Genomic DNA, 24,067 nt, shown 5'->3' with positions numbered 1-24,067 from the left:
GCCAGCCCGCTCGGAGCGGACGCCCGAGCCGCGTCAGCCCTGGCGCTGCACGCCGATCACGAACGCGGCGCCGTCAACCCCAGGCGCTGGCCCGCACGCCGGTCACAGACGCCGTGCCATACCCCCAGGCGCTGGCCCGCACGCCGGTCACGGACGCGGCGTCGTCACCCCCGGACGCCGGCCACGCACGCCGGTCACGAACGCGGCCCAGGCGGCCGGGGCGAAGGCCAGCGCCGGGCCGGTCGGGGCCTTGCTGTCCCGTACGCCGACGACGCCGGAAAGGTTGTCGGCCACCTCGACGCAGTTGCCACCGCTCCCGCCGCTGCGGGTGCTCTTGCGCCAGACGGCACCGGCAAGGTCAGTCATGATGCTCCTCGATGATCGAAGTGATCATTTTCTCTGATTCTGCCTCACTCGACGCGAGCGCTTCCAGATCAGACCAGACATGTTCGTAGGCGGCCACCTCCGCGGGCTTGTCCAGGTAGAGCGCCCCGGTGATGTTCTCGACGTAGACGGTGGTCGGCTCGCACGACGCCCTCCCGAACGCCTGAGGGAAGCCCAGCAGGACGAAGGTGCCCGTCTCGCTGGCCAGTGGTGGACCGGCGGCGAGCGGGAGCACCCGCAGGCACACGTTCGGCAGGGCCGCCACGTCGAGCAGGTGCCGCAACTGCCCCGCCATCGCCCGGCGGTCGGGGATCGTGCGCCGGAGCACGGCTTCGCTCAGGACGACCCGCAGGGCGGGTGCGGGGGGCAGCCGACGAACGAGGATGCCCTGCCGTTGCAGCCGGACCTCCACCAACTTCTCCCGGGCCTCACCGCTCATCGTCGGATTCTTCCGGCGGAACAGTTCGGTGGCGTACTCACGGGTTTGCAGAAGTCCAGGAATTAGCTCCGCGTCGTATTGACGCAGCGTGGTGGCGGACGATTCCAGGCCGACGTACAGCGAGAACCACGACGGGACGACATCGCCGTACGAATGCCACCACCCTGTGGCGCGAGTTTCCTTCGCGAGCCCGGCGACGATTTCCTTCATATCTTCCGGTACGCGATAGAGAGCGCACATGGCACGGGCGTCCACCACGCGCACCGGGACCAACCCCTTCTCGATGCGCCACACCTTCTGGCGCGAGCAGTCCAGCGCTTCGGCGGCGGCTTCCAGCGTCACCGAAGCGTCCTCGCGAAGCTGCGTGAGCAGCCGCCCGAGCTGCCGCCGAGGGACCGTGGACCCGCTTGTTTCATCCGTCATGCAACATCGCCGCGCCCTTCCTGCAACACCGCGTGTTTCGCTCCGCAACCATTTGTCTTCCATTCATCGTGCGTCAATACGGGCTGAGATTAGAACGGCTTGGCGCGTTGCACAAGGTGGCCAGCGTGGAACACGCTGTCACGCGTCGGAGCCTCCCGGGCAGTGGCACCGGAAATAGCGTCGGCAATAGTCCACTGTCGCAGCTGTCCGCGTTAGCGCGGTTGGCCGGGCGACGCCATTCTCCGGAAGGACGACGCGTTGCGGGTGTCGTACAACGAATATCTCTTGGTCACCGCGCTGACCCTCGCGCGTCGGCATCGACCCGTCTGGAGTTGGGCGCGCTGGCGCAGGGTGTGCCGCTGCGGCGCGGAGTTGCCCTGCCGAGCCCGCCACCGCATCCCGATCAGCCGTGGGCACTGGCCGACGTGACCGAGCTGAAGCCCGGCGACCTGCTGCTGATCGGCGAGGGGTGCTCAGTCCAGTTCGCCGGCGACCGGGCGCTACGCCTGCGGTTGGTGAGCGTGGACTCTCGCCCGACGTACCCGGGCTGGGTCTGGTTGACCGGCTACGTGCTCGACGGCAAGGGCCTGGCCGTCGACCGCCGAGAGGTGTACGTGCGGCGGGCCGGAGTGCGGGTGGTCCCCGCCGGGCCGTGATCGACACGGTTTCACAGAACCCGGGCTGTCCCTGCGACCGGGAAACACCGACTTCCAGGAAACCGAGTCGATCAAGGCCAGCCAGGCCGAGCAGGAGCTGGCCTGGGCCGAGAAAGGCCAGCACAGGCCGGGGAAGAGCCGGACGTACCCGGTATTGGTGTCAGGAAACGCCCAGCGGGGTATTTCACGGCGGTACCGCGTGGGTGCCACCCGATCCGTCGGCCACCACGCATTAACCAGGAGGTGTGTAGTGGTCAGGATTCCTTCGCTGTCCCGCCGGTCCGAGCCGGCGCAGGACGAGAACCTCGACGGCCGCGTCGACGGCCGCGACACCCAAGCGGTCAACGACCGGGGGAACACGGTGATGACCGGAGGCCGGTCGAATGACGGCGGCGCCGACCGCCCGGTGGTCGCGGACCGGGACGCCGACCAGACGACGTACCGCAGCGCCGCCGCGCCCACCGAGCAGGCCGGCGAGGCCGAGCGGCGGGCCGCCAAGCGGGCCGCGGTGGCCCGAGCCGCCACCGCCCGCCCGGCAGAGACCGAGCCGCGGCCGGGCACCGATCCGACCACGGCGCGCACCACCGACGGGGACACCGACCTCACCAGCACGACCCGGCGACCCGACACGACGGACCGGGCCGTGACGGACCGGAGCGTGACGGAGCGTCCCGTCGACTCGACCCCCGACCGCACCGAGGCCGAGCCGGCGGTGACGCGCGGCCCCAAGCCTCGGGCCAGCCTGCTCGCCACCCTCGGTCTGATCGTCGCCGTCGCCGGTGCGCTGTTCGTGCTGACCGGCACCCTGGCCGGGTACGGCATCGGGCTCGGCGCGTTCGGCGCGGTGCTCTCGGTGCTCGGCCTGATGGCCACCCGCCGCCGGCACGTCGCCGGCAAGACCGACGCGCTCTTCGGCGTGCTGATCGGGCTCTCCGCCGTGGTGATCGGCGTGCTGGCGATGACCGGTCAGTTCGTCTGGCCGACCACCGACGGCGACTGGGTGCAGCGCTTCCGCGAGTGGCTTGACTCACAGTTTGTCGACCGTTTCTAGCGGGCACTGTTCGGCTCGCCGGCGGTGCGCCGGTGAAAGACCCGGCGGTTCGCCGGCAGCCCGAACATCCGGTGGTTCACCGGTCGGGCGCCACTCTTTCAGGGGCGGCGGTTCGCCGCCCCTGAAGTGTGTCCGGGGTCCGGCAGGGTTCGGGCAAGCAGAGCAAAGGCCGCGCAAAGCCCCCCGCGACCAGCGCCCGACACGCCAATCAGGTGGCCCGAAACACAAACCGGGCTCACCAACCCCCGTGACGCAACGAATCGCAGCCGCAGACCGCTCAAACGCAACGAATGTTCGGTCCGCGCAACTCTCAGTGGTGGATCCTGCCGCTGACGCCGCATAACGTTGAGCAACGGCGCCAGCCCGTGGGCCACGGTGGCCGGGCGCGCCCGACCCCTGGGAGCAGGACAATGACGATGGACGCCACCAGCCAGCACCTGTTGATGTGCCGGCCGACGTACTTCGCCGTCGACTACGCGATCAACCCCTGGATGGACCCGAGCGCTCCGGTCGACGCCGCGCTGGCCGTCCGGCAGTGGGAGCAGCTGCGCCAGATTTACCGCGACCTGGGCCACACCGTCGAGGAGATCACTCCGGTGCCCGGGCTGCCCGACATGGTCTTCGCCGCCAACGGTGGCATCGTGATCGACGGTAAGGCGATGGCCGTGCAGTTCCGCGACCCGCAGCGCGCCGACGAGGCGCCCGCCTACCGGGCCTGGTTCGAGGCCGCCGGCTTCGAGATGTACGACCCGAAGCACGTCAACGAGGGCGAGGGCGACGTCCTGCTGGCCGGCGAGCACCTGCTGGCCGGCACCGGCTTCCGCACCGCCCACGCCGCGCACGCCCAGTTGCAGGAGGTCTTCGGCTACCCGGTCGTCACCATGCAGCTGGTCGACCCGCGCTTCTACCACCTGGACACCGCGCTGACCGTGCTCGACGAGCGGACCGTGGCGTACCTGCCCGAGGCGTTCTCCCCCGGCAGCCAGGCCGTGCTGCGCCGGCTCTTCCCCGACGCGGTGCACGCCACCATGGCCGACGCCGAGGTGCTGGGGCTCAACGCGGTCAGCGACGGGCGGCACGTGGTGCTGCCCGCGCAGGCCACCGACCTGGCCGCCAAGCTGCGCGACCGGGGCTACGAAACCATCGGTGTCGACCTCTCCGAGCTGCGTAAGGCCGGCGGCGGACCGAAGTGCTGCACGCTGCGACTCCGTCAGGGAAAGGCAAGCAAGTGATCGTGGATGACATCCTGCGGACGCCCGGGGCGGTCCGGGACGCCGAGCGCTGGACAGCGCACAACTACCACCCGCTGCCGGTGGTGATCTCCTCAGCGGAGGGCGCCTGGCTCACCGATGTGGACGGCCGCCGCTACCTGGACTGCCTGGCCGGCTACTCGGCGCTCAACTTCGGCCACCGGCACCCCCAACTGATCGCCGCCGCGCACGCGCAGCTGGACCGGCTGACGCTGACCAGCCGCGCGTTCATCCACGACCAGTTCGCCGACTTCTGCCGCGAGCTGGCCGAGCTGTGCGGCAAGGACCTCGTGCTGCCCATGAACACCGGCGCCGAGGCGGTGGAGACCGGGATCAAGGTCGCCCGCAAGTGGGGCTACCAGGTCAAGGGCGTGCCCGCCGGGCAGGCCAACATCGTGGTCGCCGAGGGCAACTTCCACGGCCGGACCACCACCATCGTGAGCTTCTCCACCGACGAGGACGCCCGCGCCGACTTCGGGCCGTACACCCCGGGCTTCACCGTCGTGCCCTACGGCGACCTGGCCGCGCTGACCGCCGCGATCGACGAGAACACCGTGGCGGTGCTGCTGGAGCCGATCCAGGGCGAGCAGGGCGTGGTGGTGCCGCCCGAGGGCTACCTGCCGGGCGTACGCCAGGTCTGCACCGAGCGCAACGTGCTCTTCATCGCCGACGAGATCCAGTCCGGCCTGGGGCGTACCGGCGCGACCTTCGCCTGCGACCACGAGGGCGTCGTGCCCGACATGTACCTGCTGGGCAAGGCGCTCGGCGGCGGCATCGTGCCGGTCTCCGCCGTGGCCGCGAACGCCGACGTGCTCGGCGTCCTCAAGCCCGGCCAGCACGGCTCCACCTTCGGCGGCAACCCCCTCGCCTGCGCGGTGGCGATCGAGGTGGTCCGGCTGCTCGCCACCGGCGAGTTCCAGCGCCGCTCGGCCGAGCTGGGCGAGCGCCTGCGCGCCGGCCTGGAAGGGCTGGTCGGCAAGGGCCTGGTCGCGGTCCGCGTGCGCGGCCTGTGGGCCGGTCTGGACATCGACCCGGCACTGATGAGCGGCCGGGAGGCGTGCGAGCGGCTCGCCGTGCGCGGTGTGCTCGCCAAGGACACCCACGGCTCCACCATCCGGCTCGCCCCGCCGCTGGTGATCACCGAGGAGGAGATCGACCTCGCGGTGGCACAACTCGCCGCCGTGCTGGCCGGCTGAACCGCAACGCGACAGGAGGCGGGCGTCGGGGTTCCGGCGCCCGCCTCTGCGCGTCAGGGGCGGGGCGTCAGGGGCGGGGCGTCAGGGGCGGGGCAGGCGCATCGCCATGGTGGGCGCCTCGGCCATCACCGACGTGGGCGTGAACGGGGCACCGGTGGGCAACTCCTCGGCCCGACCGATCTGCACCCCCGGGTAGAGCTCCACCATGTCGGCCTCACCCAGCACCCTCGACTGCTGCGGGGCCAGGGGGATCCGGTCCGACTCGGCCATCGAGCCGGACGGCCGGATGCCGGAGCCGTTGGTGCTGATGTCGGTGACGATGACCTCGCCGACCCGCAGCTCGAAATGGACGTGACCGCGGCTGATCCACCGCCGGGCCTCGTCGTTGAGCCACTGCCCGAGCATGATCCCGCCGTCCTGCTCCGGAGCACGACCGGCCACCACCGGCTGCTCCTCGGTGAGCACGAACCGCCGCCGGACCAGGCCGCCGACGCGCACGGCGAGCACCTCGCTGCGCGGCCGTGGGCCGCCGTCACCGAGGCGTACGCCGTGCCGGGGGCAGGTGGGCACACCGTTGCGCAGCGCGGGCGGTGGCTGCGCCGCCGGGCTGCGGTCCGCCCCTCCGGTCAGGTCGGCGAACGCGCCGCCACCACCGCCACCGCCGAACAGCGCGCAACCCGACTCCGGGCACCGCCACTGCCGGGCCAGCAGCTTCACGCCGGTCGGCGAGCGCTTGCCGGCAACGGGTGTGTGCCCGCCGCCGACGTGCGCGATGAACACCGGCCCACCAGCGCCGGGCACCGGGGCCACCACCCGACCGGGCTGCTCGACCAGCCAGGGGAACCGGCCGCGCAGGCCGTCGAAGCGGACCCGGCTGAGCACGGGCAGCCCGAGCAGGTCGGCGACCTCAAGCATCCGGTCACCGGGGTTGTCGAGCACCTCGACAAGCCCGTCGTCGGCCCAGCGGCGAACCACCATGCGCTCGTTGGAGGTGAGGTCCGCGTCGGAGAGCAGGGCGCGGTGCACCACGGCGTACACCTGGACGCTGTCCTCCTCCAACTCGCGGGAGAGCGCGTCGATGACCATGCCGAGGCGCAGCAGGCTGGCCGGACGGCCGCCGTCGATGTCCTGGTAGCGGATCACCTCGGCCAGGTCGAGCACGGCCCGGGCCAGCGACGGGTCCGTGCAGACCCGACCCTCGATGGCGTCGAGCACCTTGCTGATCTCGAACCTCACGAGGCGCTCCGAATGATCGCGTCCATGCGCCGACCCTACCGGTGCCGGCCGACGGCATCGACCAGCGGTAGCGGGGTGTCGATCGGCCCGACACGACGAGGTGGGACGGTGCCTCGTGGCACCGCCCCACCTTGTCGACTGCCAGCCCGGACGCTTATCCGCGCAGCGGCCGCCCAACCTCGTGCAGGTGACCGAGCGCCTGCCGGTACGACTCGACCAGCCCGGTCTCGGCGTACGAGACGCCCTGCTCGGCGCAGTACGCCCGAACGATCGGCTGCGCCCGGCGCAGGTTGGACCGGGGCATGTTCGGGAACAGGTGGTGCTCGATCTGATAGTTGAGCCCACCCAACGCGGTGTCCACCAACCGGCTGCCCCGCACGTTGCGGGAGGTCAGCACCTGCTTGCGCAGGAAGTCCAACTCCTCCTCGGCGGTCGGCATCGGCATGCCCTTGTGGTTCGGCGCGAACGCGCAGCCCATGTAGAGGCCCCACAGCCCCTGGTGCACGGCGGCGAAGAGCAGCGCCTTGCCCGGCGACATGACCGCCAGCAGCAACGCCACGTAGCCGGCGGTGTGCGCGACGAGCAGCCCCGCCTCGACCGCGCGGTGCCGCATCGGCGTGGTGTACCGGCCGTCCGAGCCCCGGCCGACGATCGCCCGGATGCTCGCCACGTGCAGGTTCAGCCCCTCCAGGAAGAGCATCGGGAAGAAGAGGTACGCCTGCCGCTGAGCCATCCAACGGCCGAACCCACGGGTCTCCAGCGCCTGCTCGGGCGTCCACACCAGGGCGCCCGCGCCGACGTCCGGGTCCTCGTCCTCGTGGTTCGGGTTGGCGTGGTGCCGGTTGTGCTTGTCGACCCACCAGCCGTAGCTGATCCCCACCGTCATGTTGCCGGCGACCAGCCCCACCAGCTCGCTGGGGCCACGCCGACGGAACATCTGGCGGTGCCCGGCGTCATGACCGAGGAACGCGACCTGGGTCGTGGCCACCGCCATCACCGCCGCGAGCGGCAGCTGCCACCAGGAGTCGCCGACCAGGAACACGGCGACCCAGCCGGCCACGAAGGCACCGAGGGTGAGCACGATCCGGGCGACGTACGAGGAAGGGCGCCGCTCCAGCAGGCCGGCCTGGCTGATCCGTCGGGACAACTGTGCGTAATCACTGCCTCGCCGTCGTACCGGCGGTTCTGCCACCGCTCCGAGCGCCATCGCTGCTCCCCGTTTCCGATCACACCCGTACCGGGGTGGCCCGGGCTCACCTTGAGTCTCCGGCAAATAGTTGCGCTGAGTAACCCTGGCAACCCCCGAGTGGGGGGTAGGGCGAGCCCTACCCCCCACTCCGGCTCGCGCTCAGCCCAGCCGGGCCACCGCGGCGCGCAGCCGGGCCAGGTCGCGACGACGCCGCTCGTAGCTGGCGGCGAGCCCGATCAGCGCCAACCCGCCGGCGCCCAGGTAGATCCACCGGGGCAGCAGGTCCCAGCCACGGGCCAGTTCGTGCAGCGCCAGGACCGCCAGCACCACGCCGCCGAGCAGCACCGGGGCCTGCCAGCGGCGGTTGGCTCCGGCCAGCACCGCGCCGAGGGCCACCGCACCGAGCAGCAACCGCCGCCACGGCTGCGGGTCCGACCCGACCACTACCGACACCAGGCTCGGCAGCAGCGCCGCGACCAGCCCCGGGCCGAGCGCCGGCCAACTCGTCAACCCGGGCCGGGTGCGCAACGCCAGCAGGCCCGCGCCGAGGGCGAGCGCCGCCGCCGGCACGGTGTACGCCTCCAGCACGGTCACCCCGCCGGCTGCCAGCAGCACCCACGCCCCGAGCAGCTCGCTGCCGGCCGCGACGACGGCGAACACCCACCGCCGGCCAGCCGACTCGCCCCGGCGCAGCAGCCGCAACGCGACGGCCACACCCCAGAGCACACAGATGGTCGCGAAGTGCCGCGCCGTCTCGACGGCCAGCAGCGCCGCCACCACCGCCACCGCCTGCGCGGCGGCGTCCAACACGGGACTGACCAGGGCACGCGGTGCCGACGGTGGGACAGCGGAAGCCACGGCCACCCCTCCGGGCCGCGGCCGTGCGGTGACCGCGGCGACGGCGAGGACCACTGCGGCCACCGCCAGCAGCGGGTACGCCGCCGCCCGCAACGGCAGCCCGCCAGCCAGCGGAGCGGTCACCGCCAGCGCGCACGCCGCCCCGACCGCCGCGAGGCAGCCGACGACGCGTACCTCGACCATCCGCGCCCCGACGGCGATAACCACCGCCGCCACGAGCAGCACCCCCTCCGCGGCGAGCGTGCCCGCCCGGTTGGCCAGGAGCCCCACCACCCCGGCCGCGACCAGCACCACCCCCACGGGTACGGCGATCGACGCGAGCGCCGGCCGGGGCGTGGCCAGGGCGGCGAACACCAGCGCGGCCACCCCGCTGAGCAGCACGGCGGCCGGCAGCACCGGCCAGGGCGCGCCCACCGCGACGAGCAGCACCGGCAGCGTGGCCGCGGCGAACGGCAGCGCGGGCAGCCACGTCGGGCGCACCCGTCGACCGACCAGTACGGCGACCATCGTCACCGCGACCAGCGCCAGCCCGGCGGGGAACCGCTCCGGCTCGGCGACGACGGCCGGCACACCGGACCAGACCCTCCCCCACCTGTCGTACGGCGCGACGAGTGCGGTCACCACCGCCGGCAGCGCGGCCAACACGGCGACCCCCGCCAGCACCACACCCGCCGCCGACAGCACCCCCGAAGGGCCGGCCGCCGGCTGCCCCCCGACCGCCGACGGCCCCCCGACCGCCGGCCCCGCACCCGACGTCACACCGGCTGCGGCCTGCTCCCCCGAGCCGACCGGGCCCGCACCGGACGTCGACAGGTCCCACCTGGCGACGAGCGCGACGCCCAACGCCGCCAGCGCGGCGTACAGCGTCACGGGCTCGTCCCCCGCCACGACCAGCGGCGCGAGCCCGGACGCGCCCACCGCGATCACGGCGCCGGTCACCGCGTACCCGGTCAGGCTCGTCCGGTGACGACGCACCGCGAGCACCCCGACCAGCGCCACCCCGGCGGCGACCAGCGCGGCGCGGGCCTGCCACCAGGTCGGCGCGCCCGCCGCGAACAACGCCACCACGGCGATGCCGGGCAGCGCGAGCTGCGCGACCAGCAGACCGGCACCCGCCACCCACTGGTACGCACCGACGGCCCGCCGCACCGCCAGTGCCACCCCGAGCACCGCGATGGTGCCGAGCACCACCAGGAACCCGGTCGGGGCGGCCAGGGCCACCAGCAGCGCGTGCGCGAACAGGACAGCGCCGCCGAGGGCCCAACTGAGCAGGGTGGCCGGGCGGGTGGCTGGGCGGGCCAGCACGGCGAGCAGCAGCACGACCCCGCCCGCCAGGTCCACGGCCACCACCGCCTGCCACGACGCCGTCCAACCGACGGGCACGGCGAGCAGCACCGCGACCGCGCCAGCCGACGCGAGCGGCACCCACACCCCCCGGGGCAGCAGCAGCGCCGCCGCACCGAACGTCAACGCCACGGCCGGGGCGACCTGCCAGCCCCAGGCCAGGTCCGGCCCCAGCCCGGCCCCGTCCCACGGCGGCAGCGACCGGCCGGCGGCGACGAACGCCAGCGCGACGGTGATCAGCAGCGCCGCCTGCGCCGTAATCGCCGAGACCAGTAGCGACCCGACGCGCGGGCCGGTCCGCCAACCGGCCGGCAGCAGCCGCACCGCACCGGCCAGCCCGAGCGCCACCGCCGCCGCCGCGACCAGCAGCAGCGACGACCGCAGCTCGCCCACCGGACGCAGCAGCGCGGCGGCGAGCACCGGCACCAGCAGCCCCGCGGCCACGGCCCGCAGCGCCAGGCCACCGATCAGCTGGGCCGCCCCGAGCGCGGCAAGCGCGACCAGCAGCATCGGCACCCCGGCCAGCAACGACGAGCCGGCCGCCCGCCCGACCAGCAGCGGCACCAGGGCAAAACCGGTGGCACAGACCAGCGCAGCGACGTGACCGATCCCGGCGACGACCTGGCCGACGAGCCGGGCCGACCCCGCCCCGCCGCGCAGCTTGAGCAGCACCGCCAGGTTCAGCGAGGCCACCCCGAGCAGGACAAACGTCCAGCCGGCCGCATCGGGACCGGCCCCGGCGGCGAGCAGCGGCAGCACCGGTTGGACGGCCAGCAGGGCCGCGAACCAGGGCCCGGTCAACCCGCTCCACCGGCCGTACCCCACGGCGACCGCCGCGCTGGCCCCCCCGACCAGCGCGGCGTACCGGCTCCCCGGCCAACCGGCCACCCCACCCAGGTTCACCGACCAGGCCGCGTACCCGTCGAGCAGCACGAGCAGCAACCCCACCGCGGCGAACGTCTCCGCCGTGCCACGCAACCCTCGACGGACCGCCACCAGCGGGACGGCGAGGGTGAGCGCGGTGACCGCCGCGAGGATCAGCGCCCGGCCGCCGACCCCCACCGACGCCCAGGCCACCGCCGTGAAGACCACCGCCGCGGTGCCGAGCAGGAGTCCACCCAGGACGAACAGCAGGCCCTGGACCGTCCGGGTCGAGGTCTCGGCCGCACCCGGGGTCGAACCCATCGTGACCACCGGCGCCGGCGCGAAGGGCCGCCCCGGCGCGGGCGCGACCGGCAGCCCTGGCGCGACCTGCGGCGCTTGAGCGACCTGCGGCCCCGACGCGACCATCCGCGCCGCGCGAACGACCGCCGCCAGCTCGGCCCGCCGCCGCGAGGCGGCCGTCAGCTGTCCGGCCAACTCGGTGTACGTCCGGCGAGCCCGCTCCACCTCCGGCTCCAGCCGGGCGACCTCCCGCCCCAGTCGGACCACCTCGGCCGCGACCGGGTCGGGTGGGCGGCGGCAGCCGGTGCAACCGGCCTTCAGATCAGCCGAGGCACCGCAGGCGGGGCAGGGGTAGCGGGTATCGTCCACGCGGCCATCATCCAGGCAAGATCGAAGGCTGCCCAGAGTGCGCGTACCTAGGGTCTTGTGTGATCGTGCACCCAGGTGGCGTACCCGGGGTCGCCGCTCTCCACCCTGGACACCAGGATCTCCGGCACCTCGTACGGATGGCTGGCCCGGATCTGGTCCACCAGCGCGGTGAGCCGATCCGGTGCGGTCTTGAACTGCACGGACCACTCGGTGCTGGTGTCCACCCCGGAACGCCACCAGTAGGTGCTGTCCACCTGACCACCGACCTGGGCGCAGGCGGCGAGCCGCCCGGCGACGGCCGCGGCCGCCAGCACGTCGGCGACCGAACGCGCATCCACCACCGTCGTCACCACGCAGATCTGGTCCACGACCGAACCCTACGCGGGACCGTCCCGATTGGCCGCGATCCAGGTGTCAATCTGCGCCCACCAGTCATAGAGCCAGTCGATGCGCTGCTGACGGCCGGTCGGCACCTCCTCCGGGGGCACCGACCAGAACCGCATCACGATCCGCTTGTCCATGGGCAGTTCCCGCCACACATCGGCGACGGTGAGCATCCGGTCCAGGCCGGTGTGGGCGACGAAGATGACCCCGGCGTCCGGGGCGGCGTCCAGCGCGGCGAGCATCCCGCCGGGCTGCGGGGCGAGCACGTGGCGCATCCGTTCGGCCCGCAGCGCCATCCGCTCCAGGCCGAGGGAGCGCAGCCGGGCGATGGCGCGCAGCCGCCGCTTGGGAGTGAAATTCCCACCCTCCGGGAAGATCACGAAGGCGTCGTTGTCGTCCAGGCCGGCGGCCAGGTGCCCGACCATGCGGACGGTCTCCTCGCCGCGCTCCGGCGTGGGGGCGATGAACCGGTTGGGCAGGCGGTTGAGCAGCACGTCGATCGCCGGGTCCCACTGGAGGCTGTCCTTGAGCACGATCCGCGGTTCCCGGTCGAACCAGTTGAACAGCCCGTGGATCAGGATGAACGAGTCGCCCGGCCCGGCGTGCCGGCACAGCACCAGCTCGGGCCGGCCGGGCAGCGCGGTGTCCGGATCCGTGCCGACCACGTCGATGCTGAGCCGCAGCGCCCAGCGGGCCTGCCAGAACAGCACCCGCAGGAACCAGCCGGCCAACACGTAGTGTGCGCGCTGGAAGGCCGGCGAGCGGGTGCGCCAGCCGAACCCGGAGGCGACCCACATGATGAAGAGCGCGAGCAGCGCGGCAGCGTCCCAGACCAGGTAGACGCAGCCGATCCAGAGCAGGCGCAGCGGGCGCAGCCGACCCTTGACCAGCGGAGACGCGGCCGCGGCGAGCAGCGCCCAGACCGGCAGCGTGGTCACCACGGCTATCGCCAGCAGCACCACGGCGGGGGCGATCAACAACCGGCGCAGCCACCTCGGGGGCAGCGGCATCACCGCTCCACGTTGGCGGCGAGGTACCGGCGGGACGCGGTGTACGCGCGGCTGATCCGCCGTCCCACCGCCGCCATGTCCCGGTACGCCCACGGTGTGTCGTCGCGGGGATTCAGCCCACCGGTCGGCAGGACGTGCACCTCGACCCCCTCGGGCAGCGCGGCCATCTCCCGGAAGAAGCGGTGCCGGCGGGAAATCTCGAACGCGACCTGCGCGATCTCCCACGGCCGCCGGGGCGGCGTCAACTCCCGCTCGATCCGACCCACCTGCAGGACGAAGATCTGGGTCGCGCCGACGGCCACCGCCTCGCCGATGGGGATGGAGTTGACGATGCCACCATCCACATAGTGCGCCCCGTCGATCTCAGTGGGTGGGAGCAGGCCCGGCACCGAGGCCGACGCCAGCACGGCCCGCACCACCGGGCCGCTGGTGAACCAGTGCTCGGCGGCCCGCTCGATGTGCGCGGCGCAGCAGCGGAACGGCACCCGCAGGTCGGCGAAGGTGGTGTCCACTCCCAACTCGGACTCCAGCAGCCGGCGCAGTGGCCGGGGCGAGTGCAGGTGGGTACGGGCGGCGAAGCGGCGCAGTTGCCGGGCGACCGAGTCGCCGTACACCTCGCTGGCCTCCGGTGACGCCCAGAGCCGGACCAGCCGGTCGGTCACCGCCTCGGTCGGGTCGGCGGCGACCAGCGCGCCGTTCACCGCGCCGATCGAGGTGCCGAGCACGATGTCGGGTTGGATGCCGGCGCGGAACAGGGCGCGCAGCATGCCCACCTCGACCGCGCCGAGCACTCCGCCGCCGCCGAGGACGAACGCCACCGGTCCCCCCGCCATGCCTCTCATCCTGGCACGGGCCCGCCGCCGGCCGGTGGGCCACCGTCGCAGGACGGTCGGCGCGCAGCGGGCACCACGCGCCGACGACTCGTGTGGTCGCCGTTGACAGGCAGGACACATTCGCGCAACCTGATACCGCTCCCACCCCAGAGGGCAGGTGCGATCCGTGAACGCAGCACTGCATCCGGGCCGATTGCTGGCCCGTAGGTACCGGCTCGTCGACCAGATCGGGGCCGGCGGCATGTCAGTCATCTGGCGTGCCCGCGACGAGGTGCTCGATCGGGTCGTGGCGCTCAAGGTGCTCGCGCCGTCGCTGGCCGCGGACGCGCGTTTCCGGGGCATGGTGCGGGAGGAAGCCCGAGCCGCCGCCCAACTGGTGCACCCGCACGTGACGTCGGTCCACGACTACGGCGAGACGGTCGACCCGGACGGGTCCATCACCTCGTTCGTGGTGATGGAGCTGCTCAGCGGCGAGGAGCTGGAGCTGCGGCTGACCGAGGGGCCACTGCCGTGGCCCGAGGCGGTCGCGCTCGGCGCCCAGGTCGCGGACGCGCTGGCCGCCGCGCACCGGCTCGGCATCGTGCACCGGGACATCACCCCGGCCAACGTCATGATGACCGGGGCGGGCGTCAAGGTGCTCGACTTCGGCATCGCCACCCGCATCGGCGCGCCGGACGAGGACGAGGACGGGGAGACCTTCGGCACCCCGGCGTACGTGGCCCCGGAGCGGCTCGACGGCGCACCCGCCCAGCCGGCCACCGACGTCTACTCGCTCGGCGTCCTGCTGCACGAGGCGCTCACCGGCCGGGTGCCGTACCCGGCGGACACCTGGGAGCAGCTCAGCGACGCGCTGGCCAACGGGCTGCCGCCGACGCTGGCCGAGCTGCCCGAGCTGCCGCCACCGGTGGCCCGGATCTGCCTGCGCAGTCTCTCCCGGGACCCAGCCGACCGGCCGACGGCCCGGCAGGTTGCCACTGTGCTGCGCGGCCACCTGTCACCGGCCGATCCGCCGACCGCCGCCGTCCGGGTACCCACCCTGACCATGCCAACGGCACCGGCCCTGCCGGCCACCGACCCGACGGCTGGGCAGGCGACCGGGGCTCCGGCAGAGACCGCGACCGGCGCGACGGTGGCGGCAGGTTCGGGTGGCGACGAGCCCGGCCCGTCGCGCCGACGCCTGGCGCTGCTGCTGATCCCGGCGGCCCTGGCGGTCGCTCTGACGCTGGTCGGTGTGGCCCTGCTGCCCGATCGGCAACCGGATCACCGGACGCAGCCCTCGACCGGCCCGGTGGCGCCCGCGCCGACCGACGCGCCGTCCGATCCGCCGGCCAGCGAGCCGTCCCGGCCGTCGCCGTCGGCGCTGCCGGCCACCGGTGGCCCCACCTCGGCACCGGGCACTCTCGTGGAGGCCGCCAACCGGGTCGATGGCCTGATCGAGGCCGGTCTGAGCGCCGGCGAGATCCGCTCCGACATCGCCCTCGACCTGCGCAACGAGCTGCGCAACCTGACCGCCGCGGTCAGCTCCGGCCGGGACGGGCTGGCCCCGCCGGTGGCCCGGCTGCGCGAGAAGGTCACGGTCCGGCTCGGCGAGGGCGGAATCAGCCCGGCGTACGCGCAGCGGCTCGACGCCGCCATCGCCGAGCTGGGCGCGGCCCGGGTCTGATCCCGGCCCGCCGCTACGGAGTGGGTCAGCGGGCCGCGACCTGGGCCGTCTCGCGGACCTCGGGCCGACCGAGGGCGACGCGCCGGAAAATGTCCTCGTAGCCGTACGCCATCCGCTCCACCGAGAAGTTCTCCGCGACGTGCGACACGCAGTCGGCGGGGTTCAGCTCGACCGACGCCCGCAGCGCGGCAGGCAGCTCGTCGGGCCGCTGGCAGACCAGCCCGGTCATACCGGGCAGCACCAGTTCGGGCACCGCGCCGCGGTCGAGCGCCACCACCGGCGTACCGGTCGCCATGGCCTCCAGCATCACCATGCCGAACGGCTCGTCCCACTGGATCGGCATGATCAGGCAGCGGGCGTCGACAAGCATCCGCAGTGTCTCGGCACGGTCGGCGTTGAGCACGACTGTCACGTCATCGTCGACCAGTGGCGCGACGACCTGATCGTAGTAGCGGCGCTCGGCCGGCTCGTTGCACTTGCCGGCCAGCAGCAGCGGCAGCCCAGCCTCCCGGCAGGCACGGATGGCGACCTCCGGGCCCTTGTCCGGGCTGAACCGGGCCAGCCACAGCACCGGCCCGGGGCCGGGCTCGGTCTTGCGCGGAAAACCGCGCAGGTCCAGTGCGTTGTGCACGGTGCCGGCCCAGGGCAGGGTCGAGTTCAGCCGGCGTTGGGCGTGCGAGATGGCCACCAGTGCCACGCCCTCGTCGACGTCGCCGAGCACATCGCCGTACTCCCCCACCGGGTTGCCGTGCACGGTCGCGACCGTCGGTACGGCCCGGCGGCCGGCCACCAACGGGCCGATCGTCGTGTGGTCGTGGATCACGTCGAAGTCGGACGCGCTGATCATGCGGTTGACCCGGGCCAGGTGGGCCAGCTCCGGCAGCGACTCGCCGAGCCGCTCGTACTGGACCTCGGCAACGGTGGAGACGAAGCCGTCGGCGTCGGTGCCGTGCTGGTCACCGGCACCGAAGAGAGTCACCGCGTGCCCGTGCGCGGTCAACGCGTCCACCAGGGCGGCGACCACCTGCTCCAGGCCGCCGTAGCCGGGTGGCGGCACGGACAGCCACGGCGGGACCACCATCGCGATGCGCAACGACCGCTGCGGCGGGCGGTCGGCAGGCGGGTGGTTCACGGCCACGAGTCCTCCCCGTTGATCCCCGGTCAGGTGTCGCCGCCGGTCGGCGCGTCCGCGGCGGTTTCCCCATGGCGTCGTCGGTAAACCGGACAAGACGGACGCTCACCCGCCCACCAGGAGCTGATCGTGGACGACCCGGACCCCCGGTGCGGACGAGGCCACCCGCTCGACCTGGTCCCGCTCCCACCAGGAACGCACCACCCCGGCGAGGACCAGCGTGTCGCCATCCACGTCCACCGTCACCCGATCGGCGCCGAGCGTCCGCGCCAGCGCCCGCTGGACGTCCTGCCGCAGCTCCTCGCCGGCCGGTGACGCCGACGGTCGTACCTCGACGAGGTTCGTGATGCCGCGTACGCCGTCCAGGCGGCGCAGCTCTCCCTCGGCGGCGCGGCGTTGCCACCCGAACTCGACCTCGCCGCGCAGCATCAGCCAGCCGTTGGCCACCGTCACGTCCAGCGCTTCGGCGGGCACGAAGCTGTCCCACTCCAGTGCCCGGGAGGCGGCGATGGCGAGATCGGCGTCGGTACGCCCTGGTGTCCCCGGCAGGCGTACCTCGATGGTGTCGGCCACCGCGCGGACCCCACGGACCCGCTGTGCGCAGCGGATCGCGGCCCAACCTCGCGCGGCGCCGTCCACGAACCCGGTCAGGGTCACCACGCCCCGGTCGACGGCCACGCCGATCTCGTTCGGTTGCAGCTGTGGATCCCAGGCCAGCTCGGCCAGGACATCGCGCTGGATCCGCTGGTCGTCGCGAACACCCACCGCCACCGTGCTCATGGCCCCCACCCCCGTACGTCGCCGGCTCGCCTGCCGAACGTGCCGGGCCAACGGGTGACGGCGGTTCACCCGATCCGGGTGAACCGCCGTCCAGGGCGAAAAAAGCGGCGGGTGACGGAGCCAACCCCCTTGGCTCCGCCACCCGCCGCCGGAGGGAGGCAGGTTGGTGTATCGGTTAGGACGTCTCGGCGAGCGTCACGGTTGCCGACTTCTCGGTGCCGTTGCGCTTGAACTGCACCTCGACCCGGTCACCGACCTTGCCGGCCTGGACCGCGCCGACCAGGTCGTCGGAGTCGTTGACCGCCTTGTCGCCGAAGCGGGTGACCACGTCGCCGCGCTGGAGGCCGGCCTTGTCGGCGGGGCTGCCAGGGGTGACCGAGGCGACCAACGCGCCGCCGCCCTCGGCCTGGTTGACGCCGACGCCGAGCGACGGGTGGCTGACCTTCTCGCCGCGCTGGAGCTTGCCGGCGACGTCCTTGGCCTTGTTGCTCGGGATGGCGAAGCCGACGCCGATGTTGCCGGTGCTCTGACCGGAGGTGGCGATGGCGGTGTTGACGCCGATCACCTCGCCCCGCGTGTTGACCAGCGCGCCACCGGAGTTGCCCGGGTTGATCGGGGCGTCGGTCTGCAGCAGGCCGGAGATGGAGCTGACCGCCTGGCCCTGCTGGCTCGGGTCCTGGGGCTGCTGGTTGTCACCGGCCCGGATGGTGCGGTCCCGGGCGCTGACGATGCCCGCGGTCACCGAGCCCTGTAGGCCGAGCGGGCTGCCCAGCGCGAGCACCTGGTCGCCGACCTGCATGGCGTCGCTGTCGCCGAAGGTGGCCGGCTTGAGGTCGCTCACGCCGTTGGCCTTCACCACTGCCAGGTCGGTCTTCGGGTCGGTGCCGACGATCTTCGCCTGGGCGTTCTTACCGTCGGCGAAGACCACCTGGACCATGTCCCCGGCGGCGGAGGCCACCACGTGGTTGTTGGTGAGCACGTATCCGTCGGCGCTGAGCACCACGCCGGAGCCCTCACCGCTGTTGGTGGCGATGGAGACGACGCTGTCCTGAACGGCGGCGGCGATCTTCGGCAGGTCGGCGCTGTTGAGCACCGGGGCCGCCGTGTAGGTGCGGGTGACGCCGTTGTCGCCGTCGAGCGCGAGCGCGAGCGCTCCACCGGCCACGCCGGAGCCGAGCATGAGGGCGAACACCGCGACACCCGCGCCGACGAACTTGGCGATCCGGCCCGGCCGTGGCCCGGTGCCGGGCGGCGTGACCTGCGGACCCCACGGCGGCACCGGCTGCCCCGGGTGCTGCTGGTGCTGCTGGTGCTGCTGGTGCTGCTGGTGCTGGGCGTGCTGCTGGTAGGCCATGCCCGGCTGGCCCCCGCTGGCCCAGCCGGACTGCTGACCCGCGTACCAGGCTGCGGCGGGGTACTGGCCGGCGGGCTGCTGCGGATAGCCGAGCTGGCCGTGCGCCGGGTGGCCGGAGACCGGGTACGGCGCAGCGGAGGGGGTGGCCGTCGGAGGTTCGTAACCGGTCGGTTGGCCGGCGTACCCGGGGGTGGGGGCCGGCGCGTCGGCAGCGGCGGAGGTCGCGGTGGTGTTCTCCGCGTCGCCGCTGGTCGGGACGGGGGTGGTCGGAGAGTCGGACTGCGCGCGCACGTCGCGTGGCAGCTCGGCGGTGGGGTGCGACGGCTCGGCGTCGGTAGGTGCCGGCCGGCGCTGCGGGTCGGACTCGAACTCGGTCATGGAACTACCTTCTCCCCGGGCACTGCGACCAACCTGGAATCGTCCTGGAAGTTGGCTGAAAGTCACTCCGCCCCGTCGTCGACCTGTGGCACCTGCGGCAGCCGGACCCGGAAGGTGGCCCCGCCGCCCGGCGTCTCGACAACCTCGACCGAGCCGTGGTGAGCGGCTACCAGCGCCGCGACGATGGCCAGGCCAAGGCCGGTGCTGGTGATCCCGTCGGCTCGCCGGGTCCGCGCCGCGTCGGCCCGATAGAACCGCTCGAAGACCCGCTCCGCCTGTTCCGCGGAGAGACCGGGGCCGGTGTCGGCCACCTCCACCACGGCGAGGTTCCCCGGTTCGGCGCGCAGCCGCAGGCTCACCTGGGCGTCGGGCGGGGTGTGGGTCAACGCGTTGGTCACCAGATTGCCGATGACCTGACGCAACCGCGCGTCGTCGGCGAAGACGACCAACGGCCCCGAACCGGGCTCGATCTCCAGCTCGATCCGCCGGTCCGGGGCGATCACCCGGGCCGCCTGCACCGCGTCGGAGGCGAGCACCGGCAGCTCCACCGGGGCCAGCGAGAGCGGCCGCTCCTGGTCCAGCCGGGCGAGCAGCAGCAGGTCCTCCACCAGCAACCCCATCCGGGCCGCCTCGTCCTCGATCCGGCGCAGCAGGCCGGCGGTCTGCTCCGGTGCCCGCGCCGCGCCCTGCCGGTACAGCTCGGCGAAGCCACGGATGGTGGTCAGCGGCGTACGCAGTTCGTGTGAGGCGTCCGCGACGAACCGCCGCATCCGCTCCTCGGAGCGTCGCGCCCGCGCCTCGGACGCCTGGGCGGCGGCAGCCGCGTCCCGGGCGCTGCTCTCCGCCGAGCGGGCGGCGCTCTCCGACGCGGCTCGGGCGGTGAACGCGGCCTCGATCTGGGTGAGCATCGCGTTCAGCGCGCGGGACAACCGTCCCAGTTCGGAGGTGGGACACTCCTGCCCCTCCTCCGGGTCGGGCACCCGGCGGGTCAGATCACCGCCCGCGATGGCGGCGGCGGTCCGTTCGATCTCCACCAGCGGTTTGAGGCTGGTCCGGATGATCGCCGCGCCCACCGAGGCGAGCAGGATCAGCACCGCGCCGCCCACCAGCAGGTCTATCCAGACGAGCTGCTTCACCGCCCGGTCCACCTCGGTCAACGGCAGACCCACGGCCAGCACCGAACCGTCCGGTTGGGCCGCGTAGTAGACCCGCCACCGGGTGTAGCCGTCACGGGACACGACCGTCCGCGGCTCCCCCTCCAATTCCTCGAAGCCATCACGGGTGGGGGGGAAGGTGGGCAGCTGAACGGGATCGAGACTGATGTCGTCGTAGATCGCCGGGTAGACCCGCTGCTCGTCAGCCACCGACACGACGTAGTCGCTGGGCAACATGGCGTTGACCTGTCCGCTGCGCAGCTTCGGAAGCAGCTGACCGACCCCCTGAGCGGTCGACCTGATCTGCCCGTCCACCTGGCCTTGCAGGTAGTTGCGCAAGAAGTACGCGGTCAGCGAGCTGATCACCAGCAGCGCGACGGCGACAAGCGTGAGCACCGAAGTGACAAGCTTCACCCGCAGCGGCACGCTGCGGACCCGCCCTTTCGCCTGCTGGACCGCGTTCACGCCGCCGGCTTGCGCAGCACGTACCCCACGCCGCGGAGGGTGTGGATCAACCGGGGCTGAGTTGTGTCGATCTTGCGCCGCAGGTAGGAGATGTAGGACTCGACGATGTTGTCGTCACCACGGAAGTCGTAGTTCCAGACGTGATCGAGGATCTGCGCCTTGGACAGCACCCGGTTGGCGTTGAGCATCAGGTAGCGCAACAGCTTGAACTCGGTCGGCGAGAGCTGCACCCGCTGCCCGGCCCGGTGCACCTCGTGGGTCTCCTCGTCCAACTCCAGGTCGGCGAAGGTGAGCCGGGACGGCGCCTGCTCGCCGGTCGTGGTGCGGCGCAGCACGGCGCGGATCCGGGCCGTCAACTCCTCCAGGCTGAACGGCTTGGTGACGTAGTCGTCGCCGCCCAGGGTGAGCCCACGGATCTTGTCGTCGGTGGCGTCCCGCGCGGTCAGGAAGACCACCGGGGTACGCGTACCGCCCTCACGGAGCATCCGGATGACCTCGAAACCGTCCAGATCCGGCAACATCACGTCGAGCACCACCAGGTCGGGCCGGTGGTCCTTGGCGGCGTTCAGCGCCGCGCTCCCACTTGTCGCGGTGGCCACGTCGAAGCCCGCGAAGCGCAGGCTCGCGGAGAGCAGCTCGAGGATGTTGGGGTCGTCCTCGACAACGAGCAGTCGCGCCTCGGTTTGGGTAGCCGGCATGGGCCCATCATCGGCGACCTCACTGCGCCACCGCTGGACGCTTCCTGAAAAATGCCTGTGAGTAACCGGTCGGCCCACACGCCGGCGGCGGCGCCGCCGTCAGCGCAGCAACCGGCGGAGCCCGTCCAGGGCGCCGTCGAGGAGCCGGGTCGCGGTGCGCAGCTGGGTGTCGCTGAACTGCCGGGCGCGCACCAGCTGGCGCACCTCGCCGGTGAACGCGGCCAGCCGCTTGTCGAACTCGTCGACCAGCGCGTCATGCGGCCCGGCGGTCGAGGCCGGCCCGGGCAGCGGCGCTGACACCTCCCACCGGGTACGCCGAGTCTGTCCGGTGGCCTCACTCAGCTCCCGTTTGAGGTCGCGGACCGGGCCGCGTACCTTGCTGCTGATCTCGCCGGCCCGGGTGGAGAGGTCCGCCACCGTGGCCGCGATGTCCGCCTCCAGCACGGTCAGTTCGTCGGCCCGCTGGCGCAGCTCCGCACGACCGGCGTCGGTGATCTCGTACGTCTTCCGGCCACCGGCGGCGGTGTGGCTGACCAGGCCCTCGACCTCCAGCCGTCGGAGGCGGGGGTAGATGGTGCCGGCGCTGGGGGCGTAGAGCCCGAGGAACCGGTCCTCCAGCAGGCGGATCAGCTCGTAGCCGTGCTTCGGGCCGTCGTCGAGGAGCTTGAGCAGGTAGAGCCGGAGCCGTCCGTGGCTGAACACGGCGGTCACGGCAGCTCCTTCTCGTCGGCCTCCACGGTGTGAGCGAGGAGCGCGATGCTCCCGGACGTCGCGAAGGCCCAGAGTTTACCCATCCCGGTGTTTCACGCCGCCAGATCCAGCTCGCTTCCCATGACGGGCGGTTCGACGACCAGCGTCAGGTGGGGTGCCGCGTGTCCTCGGCGGCCCACCGCGCCGTGCGTCGCCGGCAGCAGGTGTACGGCCGACTCTGCGGCCCGGGCCAGCAACCGCCGGTCGGCGTCACGGGCCGGGTGCAGCGCGGCGGCGATCGTCACCGAGACCACCAGTTCCCGCGCCGCGACCACCCGCCCCACCGACCGCAGCAGGGTGTCCGCGCCGAGGAAGGCGGCTGCCGTGGTGGTGGACCCGTTGGCCTCGCACCGGTAGGCGATCCGCAGCGGCACCACCGGGCTGCCCGAGTCGATGGCTGCCTGGAACATCGCCGGCCGGAACCCGCCGCCGGGGCGACATTGCGCCGCACGGTCGCCGGCACACCAGGTCGTACCCTCCGGGAAGACCGCGACCGACCGGCCGGCGCGCAGCGTGTCCGCGAGCCGGCGCACCGTGGTTGGCAGCGCCCGCGGCCGGGACCGGTCCACGAAGACCGTGCCTCCCGCCGCCGCGAGCAGGCCGAGCACCGGCCAGGAGCGAATCTCCCGCTTCGCCACCAGGCGGGTCGGCGCGACCGCCAGCACGGCCAGGATGTCCAGCCACGAGACGTGGTTGGCGACCAGCAGCGCACGCCGCCGGGGCAGCCGACCCTTGATCACCAACCGGACGCCGAACGCCCGCACGGTGGCCCGCGCCCAGCCGCACAGCAACGCCTGCCGTTCACGCGCCGGAAGCACCGGCAGCGCCACCGCCACACCCACCCCGGCCAGCAGCATGCCGGTCGCGGCGACCAGCCGGAGCACCCGGCGGGCGACCGGCACGGTCGGTACCTCACCGGCCGCCGGCAGGCACTGCTCGCCGCAGCCGGACGACGGCCGCCACAGATCGAGCGGTACGGCTGTCACTGCTCCGCCCCGCCCAGGAAGTGCCGCAGGTAGCGCGGGTTCATCCGGTCCAGGGAGAAGAGCACGTAGAAATCCGCGCACCCGAAGTCCGGGTCGTACGACGGCTCGCCACAGATCCACGCGCCGAGCCGCAGGTAACCCCGCAGCAGCGGCGGAACCGCGACGCGACCGGCCGGTCCGGCAGCGGCCGACGGGTCGAGCGCGGCCGGCTCGGCGAACCAGGGCCGCAGCGGCCGGACCCGCAGCGGCGGCGGCGACAGGTGCCGCGCCTGTGCCTGTGCCCACACCTCGGCGACCGTCCGACCGCCGTCGGCTACCGGGACGGAGGCGCAGCCGCCGAGCCAGCGGGAGCCACGCAGGTGCAGGTACCGGGTGATGCCCGCCCACATAAGGTTGATCACCGCGCCCGAGCGGTGGTCCGGGTGCACGCAGGACCGGCCCGCCTCGACGAGGTCGTCACGGAGCGGGTCGAGCGCGGTGAGGTCGAACTCGTCCTCCGCGTACCGCCGGTTGGTGCGCCCGGGCGGCAGCAACCGGTACGTACCGACCACCTCGCCGGTGCTCTCGTGGCGGACGATCAGGTGATCGCAGTGTGCGTCGAAGGGGTCCACGTCCAACCCGGCCCCGCCGGGGCGGAGGGTGGCGCCGAGTTCGGTGGCGAACACCTCGTGGCGCAGGCGTTGCGCGGCCGCGACCTGGGTGTGGTCGTCGGCGATCAGCAGGGTGTATCCGCTGGTCGTCAAAGGTGCGCCAGCGACATGCAGAACGGCCATGGGATCTGTGTAGGTGCCCCGGGTTGCCAACCTCGGTGACCACCGGTGTCGATCGGGTGAACGCCGGCCGGCAGGTGAGCCCCACCACGATCGTGCGAGGCTGCGGGACGGACCGGCGACGCCGCCGGCCATCGCCCCACGGAGGTCG

At 73.0% G+C, this 24,067-nt stretch carries 21 protein-coding genes; 5 read left to right on the top strand and 16 right to left on the bottom strand.

The genetic code is table 11. The annotated features are described in order from the left end of the window. Positions 1-147 precede the first annotated feature (147 nt). Positions 148-366, bottom strand: a complete 219-nt coding sequence (locus tag ABZ780_RS16395; RefSeq protein WP_357007603.1) for a DUF397 domain-containing protein — start codon at positions 364-366, stop codon at positions 148-150. Then, positions 359-1,246: a helix-turn-helix transcriptional regulator gene (locus ABZ780_RS16390; protein ID WP_357486517.1), complete on the bottom strand. Its 888-nt coding sequence runs from the start codon at positions 1,244-1,246 to the stop codon at positions 359-361. The genes ABZ780_RS16395 and ABZ780_RS16390 overlap by 8 nt, the downstream gene beginning before the upstream one ends. Positions 1,247-1,671: 425 nt before the next feature. Between ABZ780_RS16390 and ABZ780_RS16385 the strand changes: the two genes are divergently transcribed. The 4 genes from ABZ780_RS16385 to rocD all read left to right on the top strand — a co-directional run bounded on the left by ABZ780_RS16385 (position 1,672) and on the right by rocD (position 5,399). After that, positions 1,672-1,902, top strand: a complete 231-nt coding sequence (locus tag ABZ780_RS16385; RefSeq protein ID WP_357007598.1) for a hypothetical protein — start codon at positions 1,672-1,674, stop codon at positions 1,900-1,902. A 250-nt stretch (positions 1,903-2,152) separates the two neighbouring features. Then, complete coding sequence (locus tag ABZ780_RS16380; RefSeq protein ID WP_357486516.1) at positions 2,153-2,953, top strand: DMT family transporter; 801 nt, start codon at positions 2,153-2,155, stop codon at positions 2,951-2,953. A gap of 416 nt (positions 2,954-3,369) precedes the next feature. Next, positions 3,370-4,185, top strand: a complete 816-nt coding sequence (gene ddaH / locus ABZ780_RS16375; RefSeq protein ID WP_357486644.1) for a dimethylargininase — start codon at positions 3,370-3,372, stop codon at positions 4,183-4,185. Beyond that, positions 4,185-5,399 carry an ornithine--oxo-acid transaminase gene (gene rocD, locus ABZ780_RS16370; RefSeq protein WP_357486642.1) on the top strand — a complete coding sequence of 405 codons (1,215 nt, stop codon included), beginning with the start codon at positions 4,185-4,187 and terminating at the stop codon, positions 5,397-5,399. Before ddaH ends, rocD begins: the two co-directional genes overlap by 1 nt. A gap of 81 nt (positions 5,400-5,480) precedes the next feature. On the opposite strand, the gene ABZ780_RS16365 is transcribed toward rocD, so the two are convergent. The 6 genes from ABZ780_RS16365 to ABZ780_RS16340 form a co-directional block, all read right to left on the bottom strand. Further along, positions 5,481-6,635 carry an FHA domain-containing protein gene (locus ABZ780_RS16365; protein WP_357007594.1) on the bottom strand — a complete coding sequence of 385 codons (1,155 nt, stop codon included), beginning with the start codon at positions 6,633-6,635 and terminating at the stop codon, positions 5,481-5,483. 154 nt (positions 6,636-6,789) lie between these two features. Beyond that, a complete protein-coding gene (locus tag ABZ780_RS16360) occupies positions 6,790-7,842 on the bottom strand; it encodes an acyl-CoA desaturase (protein WP_357486515.1) in 1,053 nt (350 codons plus the stop codon). A gap of 141 nt (positions 7,843-7,983) precedes the next feature. Continuing rightward, a complete protein-coding gene (locus tag ABZ780_RS16355; protein ID WP_357486514.1) occupies positions 7,984-11,559 on the bottom strand; it encodes a hypothetical protein in 3,576 nt (1,191 codons plus the stop codon). A gap of 47 nt (positions 11,560-11,606) precedes the next feature. Further along, a complete protein-coding gene (gene cutA / locus ABZ780_RS16350) occupies positions 11,607-11,927 on the bottom strand; it encodes a divalent-cation tolerance protein CutA (RefSeq protein ID WP_357007586.1) in 321 nt (106 codons plus the stop codon). A gap of 9 nt (positions 11,928-11,936) precedes the next feature. Continuing rightward, positions 11,937-12,953 (bottom strand): 1-acyl-sn-glycerol-3-phosphate acyltransferase, encoded by a 1,017-nt coding sequence (locus ABZ780_RS16345; RefSeq protein WP_357007584.1) that lies wholly within the window; start codon positions 12,951-12,953, stop codon positions 11,937-11,939. Then, positions 12,953-13,786: a patatin-like phospholipase family protein gene (locus ABZ780_RS16340; RefSeq protein ID WP_357007581.1), complete on the bottom strand. Its 834-nt coding sequence runs from the start codon at positions 13,784-13,786 to the stop codon at positions 12,953-12,955. The genes ABZ780_RS16345 and ABZ780_RS16340 overlap by 1 nt, the downstream gene beginning before the upstream one ends. A gap of 166 nt (positions 13,787-13,952) precedes the next feature. Here ABZ780_RS16340 and ABZ780_RS16335 point away from each other — a divergent pair, with 166 nt between their 5' ends. Further along, complete coding sequence (locus ABZ780_RS16335) at positions 13,953-15,449, top strand: protein kinase (RefSeq protein ID WP_357486512.1); 1,497 nt, start codon at positions 13,953-13,955, stop codon at positions 15,447-15,449. Between the two features lie 25 nt (positions 15,450-15,474). Here the strand turns inward: ABZ780_RS16335 and ABZ780_RS16330 are convergent, their stop codons facing one another. From ABZ780_RS16330 to ABZ780_RS16295, 8 genes are all read right to left on the bottom strand, one after another. Further along, positions 15,475-16,530 (bottom strand): glycosyltransferase family 4 protein, encoded by a 1,056-nt coding sequence (locus ABZ780_RS16330; RefSeq protein WP_357486641.1) that lies wholly within the window; start codon positions 16,528-16,530, stop codon positions 15,475-15,477. Between the two features lie 156 nt (positions 16,531-16,686). Beyond that, entirely contained in the window at positions 16,687-17,361 is a 675-nt protein-coding gene (locus tag ABZ780_RS16325; protein WP_357486510.1) for a BON domain-containing protein, read from the bottom strand. 175 nt (positions 17,362-17,536) lie between these two features. Beyond that, complete coding sequence (locus ABZ780_RS16320; protein WP_357486508.1) at positions 17,537-19,093, bottom strand: trypsin-like peptidase domain-containing protein; 1,557 nt, start codon at positions 19,091-19,093, stop codon at positions 17,537-17,539. A 62-nt stretch (positions 19,094-19,155) separates the two neighbouring features. Beyond that, entirely contained in the window at positions 19,156-20,712 is a 1,557-nt protein-coding gene (locus ABZ780_RS16315) for a HAMP domain-containing sensor histidine kinase (protein WP_357486507.1), read from the bottom strand. Beyond that, positions 20,709-21,410 carry a response regulator transcription factor gene (locus ABZ780_RS16310; protein WP_357007568.1) on the bottom strand — a complete coding sequence of 234 codons (702 nt, stop codon included), beginning with the start codon at positions 21,408-21,410 and terminating at the stop codon, positions 20,709-20,711. Before ABZ780_RS16310 ends, ABZ780_RS16315 begins: the two co-directional genes overlap by 4 nt. A gap of 99 nt (positions 21,411-21,509) precedes the next feature. Further along, positions 21,510-22,121 carry a PadR family transcriptional regulator gene (locus ABZ780_RS16305; protein ID WP_357486505.1) on the bottom strand — a complete coding sequence of 204 codons (612 nt, stop codon included), beginning with the start codon at positions 22,119-22,121 and terminating at the stop codon, positions 21,510-21,512. Positions 22,122-22,213: 92 nt separating this feature from the next. After that, a complete protein-coding gene (locus ABZ780_RS16300; protein WP_357007565.1) occupies positions 22,214-23,146 on the bottom strand; it encodes a lysophospholipid acyltransferase family protein in 933 nt (310 codons plus the stop codon). Continuing rightward, the gene (locus ABZ780_RS16295) at positions 23,143-23,919 is read right to left on the bottom strand and encodes a GNAT family N-acyltransferase (RefSeq protein ID WP_357007563.1); all 777 of its coding nucleotides are present in this window, start codon (positions 23,917-23,919) and stop codon (positions 23,143-23,145) included. The genes ABZ780_RS16300 and ABZ780_RS16295 overlap by 4 nt, the downstream gene beginning before the upstream one ends. Between the last annotated feature and the right edge of the window lie 148 nt (positions 23,920-24,067).

This window comes from Micromonospora sp. NPDC047467 (assembly GCF_040643095.1).
In the GTDB taxonomy this organism is placed as follows: Bacteria; Actinomycetota; Actinomycetes; order Mycobacteriales; family Micromonosporaceae; genus Micromonospora.
Note: the sequence above shows the minus strand (reverse complement) of the source record. Positions and strands in the feature narration are given on the sequence as shown.

Excerpts from the sequence above, each read along its gene's own strand:
- ABZ780_RS16395 (WP_357007603.1), bottom strand. The coding sequence starts at position 366 with ATGACTGACCTTGCCGGTGCCGTCTGGCGCAAGAGCACCCGCAGCGGC.
- ABZ780_RS16320 (WP_357486508.1), bottom strand. The coding sequence starts at position 19,093 with ATGACCGAGTTCGAGTCCGACCCGCAGCGCCGGCCGGCACCTACCGAC.
- ABZ780_RS16295 (WP_357007563.1), bottom strand. The coding sequence starts at position 23,919 with ATGGCCGTTCTGCATGTCGCTGGCGCACCTTTGACGACCAGCGGATAC.
- ABZ780_RS16390 (WP_357486517.1), bottom strand. The coding sequence starts at position 1,246 with ATGACGGATGAAACAAGCGGGTCCACGGTCCCTCGGCGGCAGCTCGGG.
- ABZ780_RS16345 (WP_357007584.1), bottom strand. The coding sequence starts at position 12,953 with ATGCCGCTGCCCCCGAGGTGGCTGCGCCGGTTGTTGATCGCCCCCGCC.
- ABZ780_RS16310 (WP_357007568.1), bottom strand. The coding sequence starts at position 21,410 with ATGCCGGCTACCCAAACCGAGGCGCGACTGCTCGTTGTCGAGGACGAC.
- ABZ780_RS16340 (WP_357007581.1), bottom strand. The coding sequence starts at position 13,786 with ATGGCGGGGGGACCGGTGGCGTTCGTCCTCGGCGGCGGCGGAGTGCTC.
- ddaH (WP_357486644.1), top strand. The coding sequence starts at position 3,370 with ATGGACGCCACCAGCCAGCACCTGTTGATGTGCCGGCCGACGTACTTC.
- ABZ780_RS16325 (WP_357486510.1), bottom strand. The coding sequence starts at position 17,361 with ATGAGCACGGTGGCGGTGGGTGTTCGCGACGACCAGCGGATCCAGCGC.
- ABZ780_RS16330 (WP_357486641.1), bottom strand. The coding sequence starts at position 16,530 with ATGGTGGTCCCGCCGTGGCTGTCCGTGCCGCCACCCGGCTACGGCGGC.
- ABZ780_RS16360 (WP_357486515.1), bottom strand. The coding sequence starts at position 7,842 with ATGGCGCTCGGAGCGGTGGCAGAACCGCCGGTACGACGGCGAGGCAGT.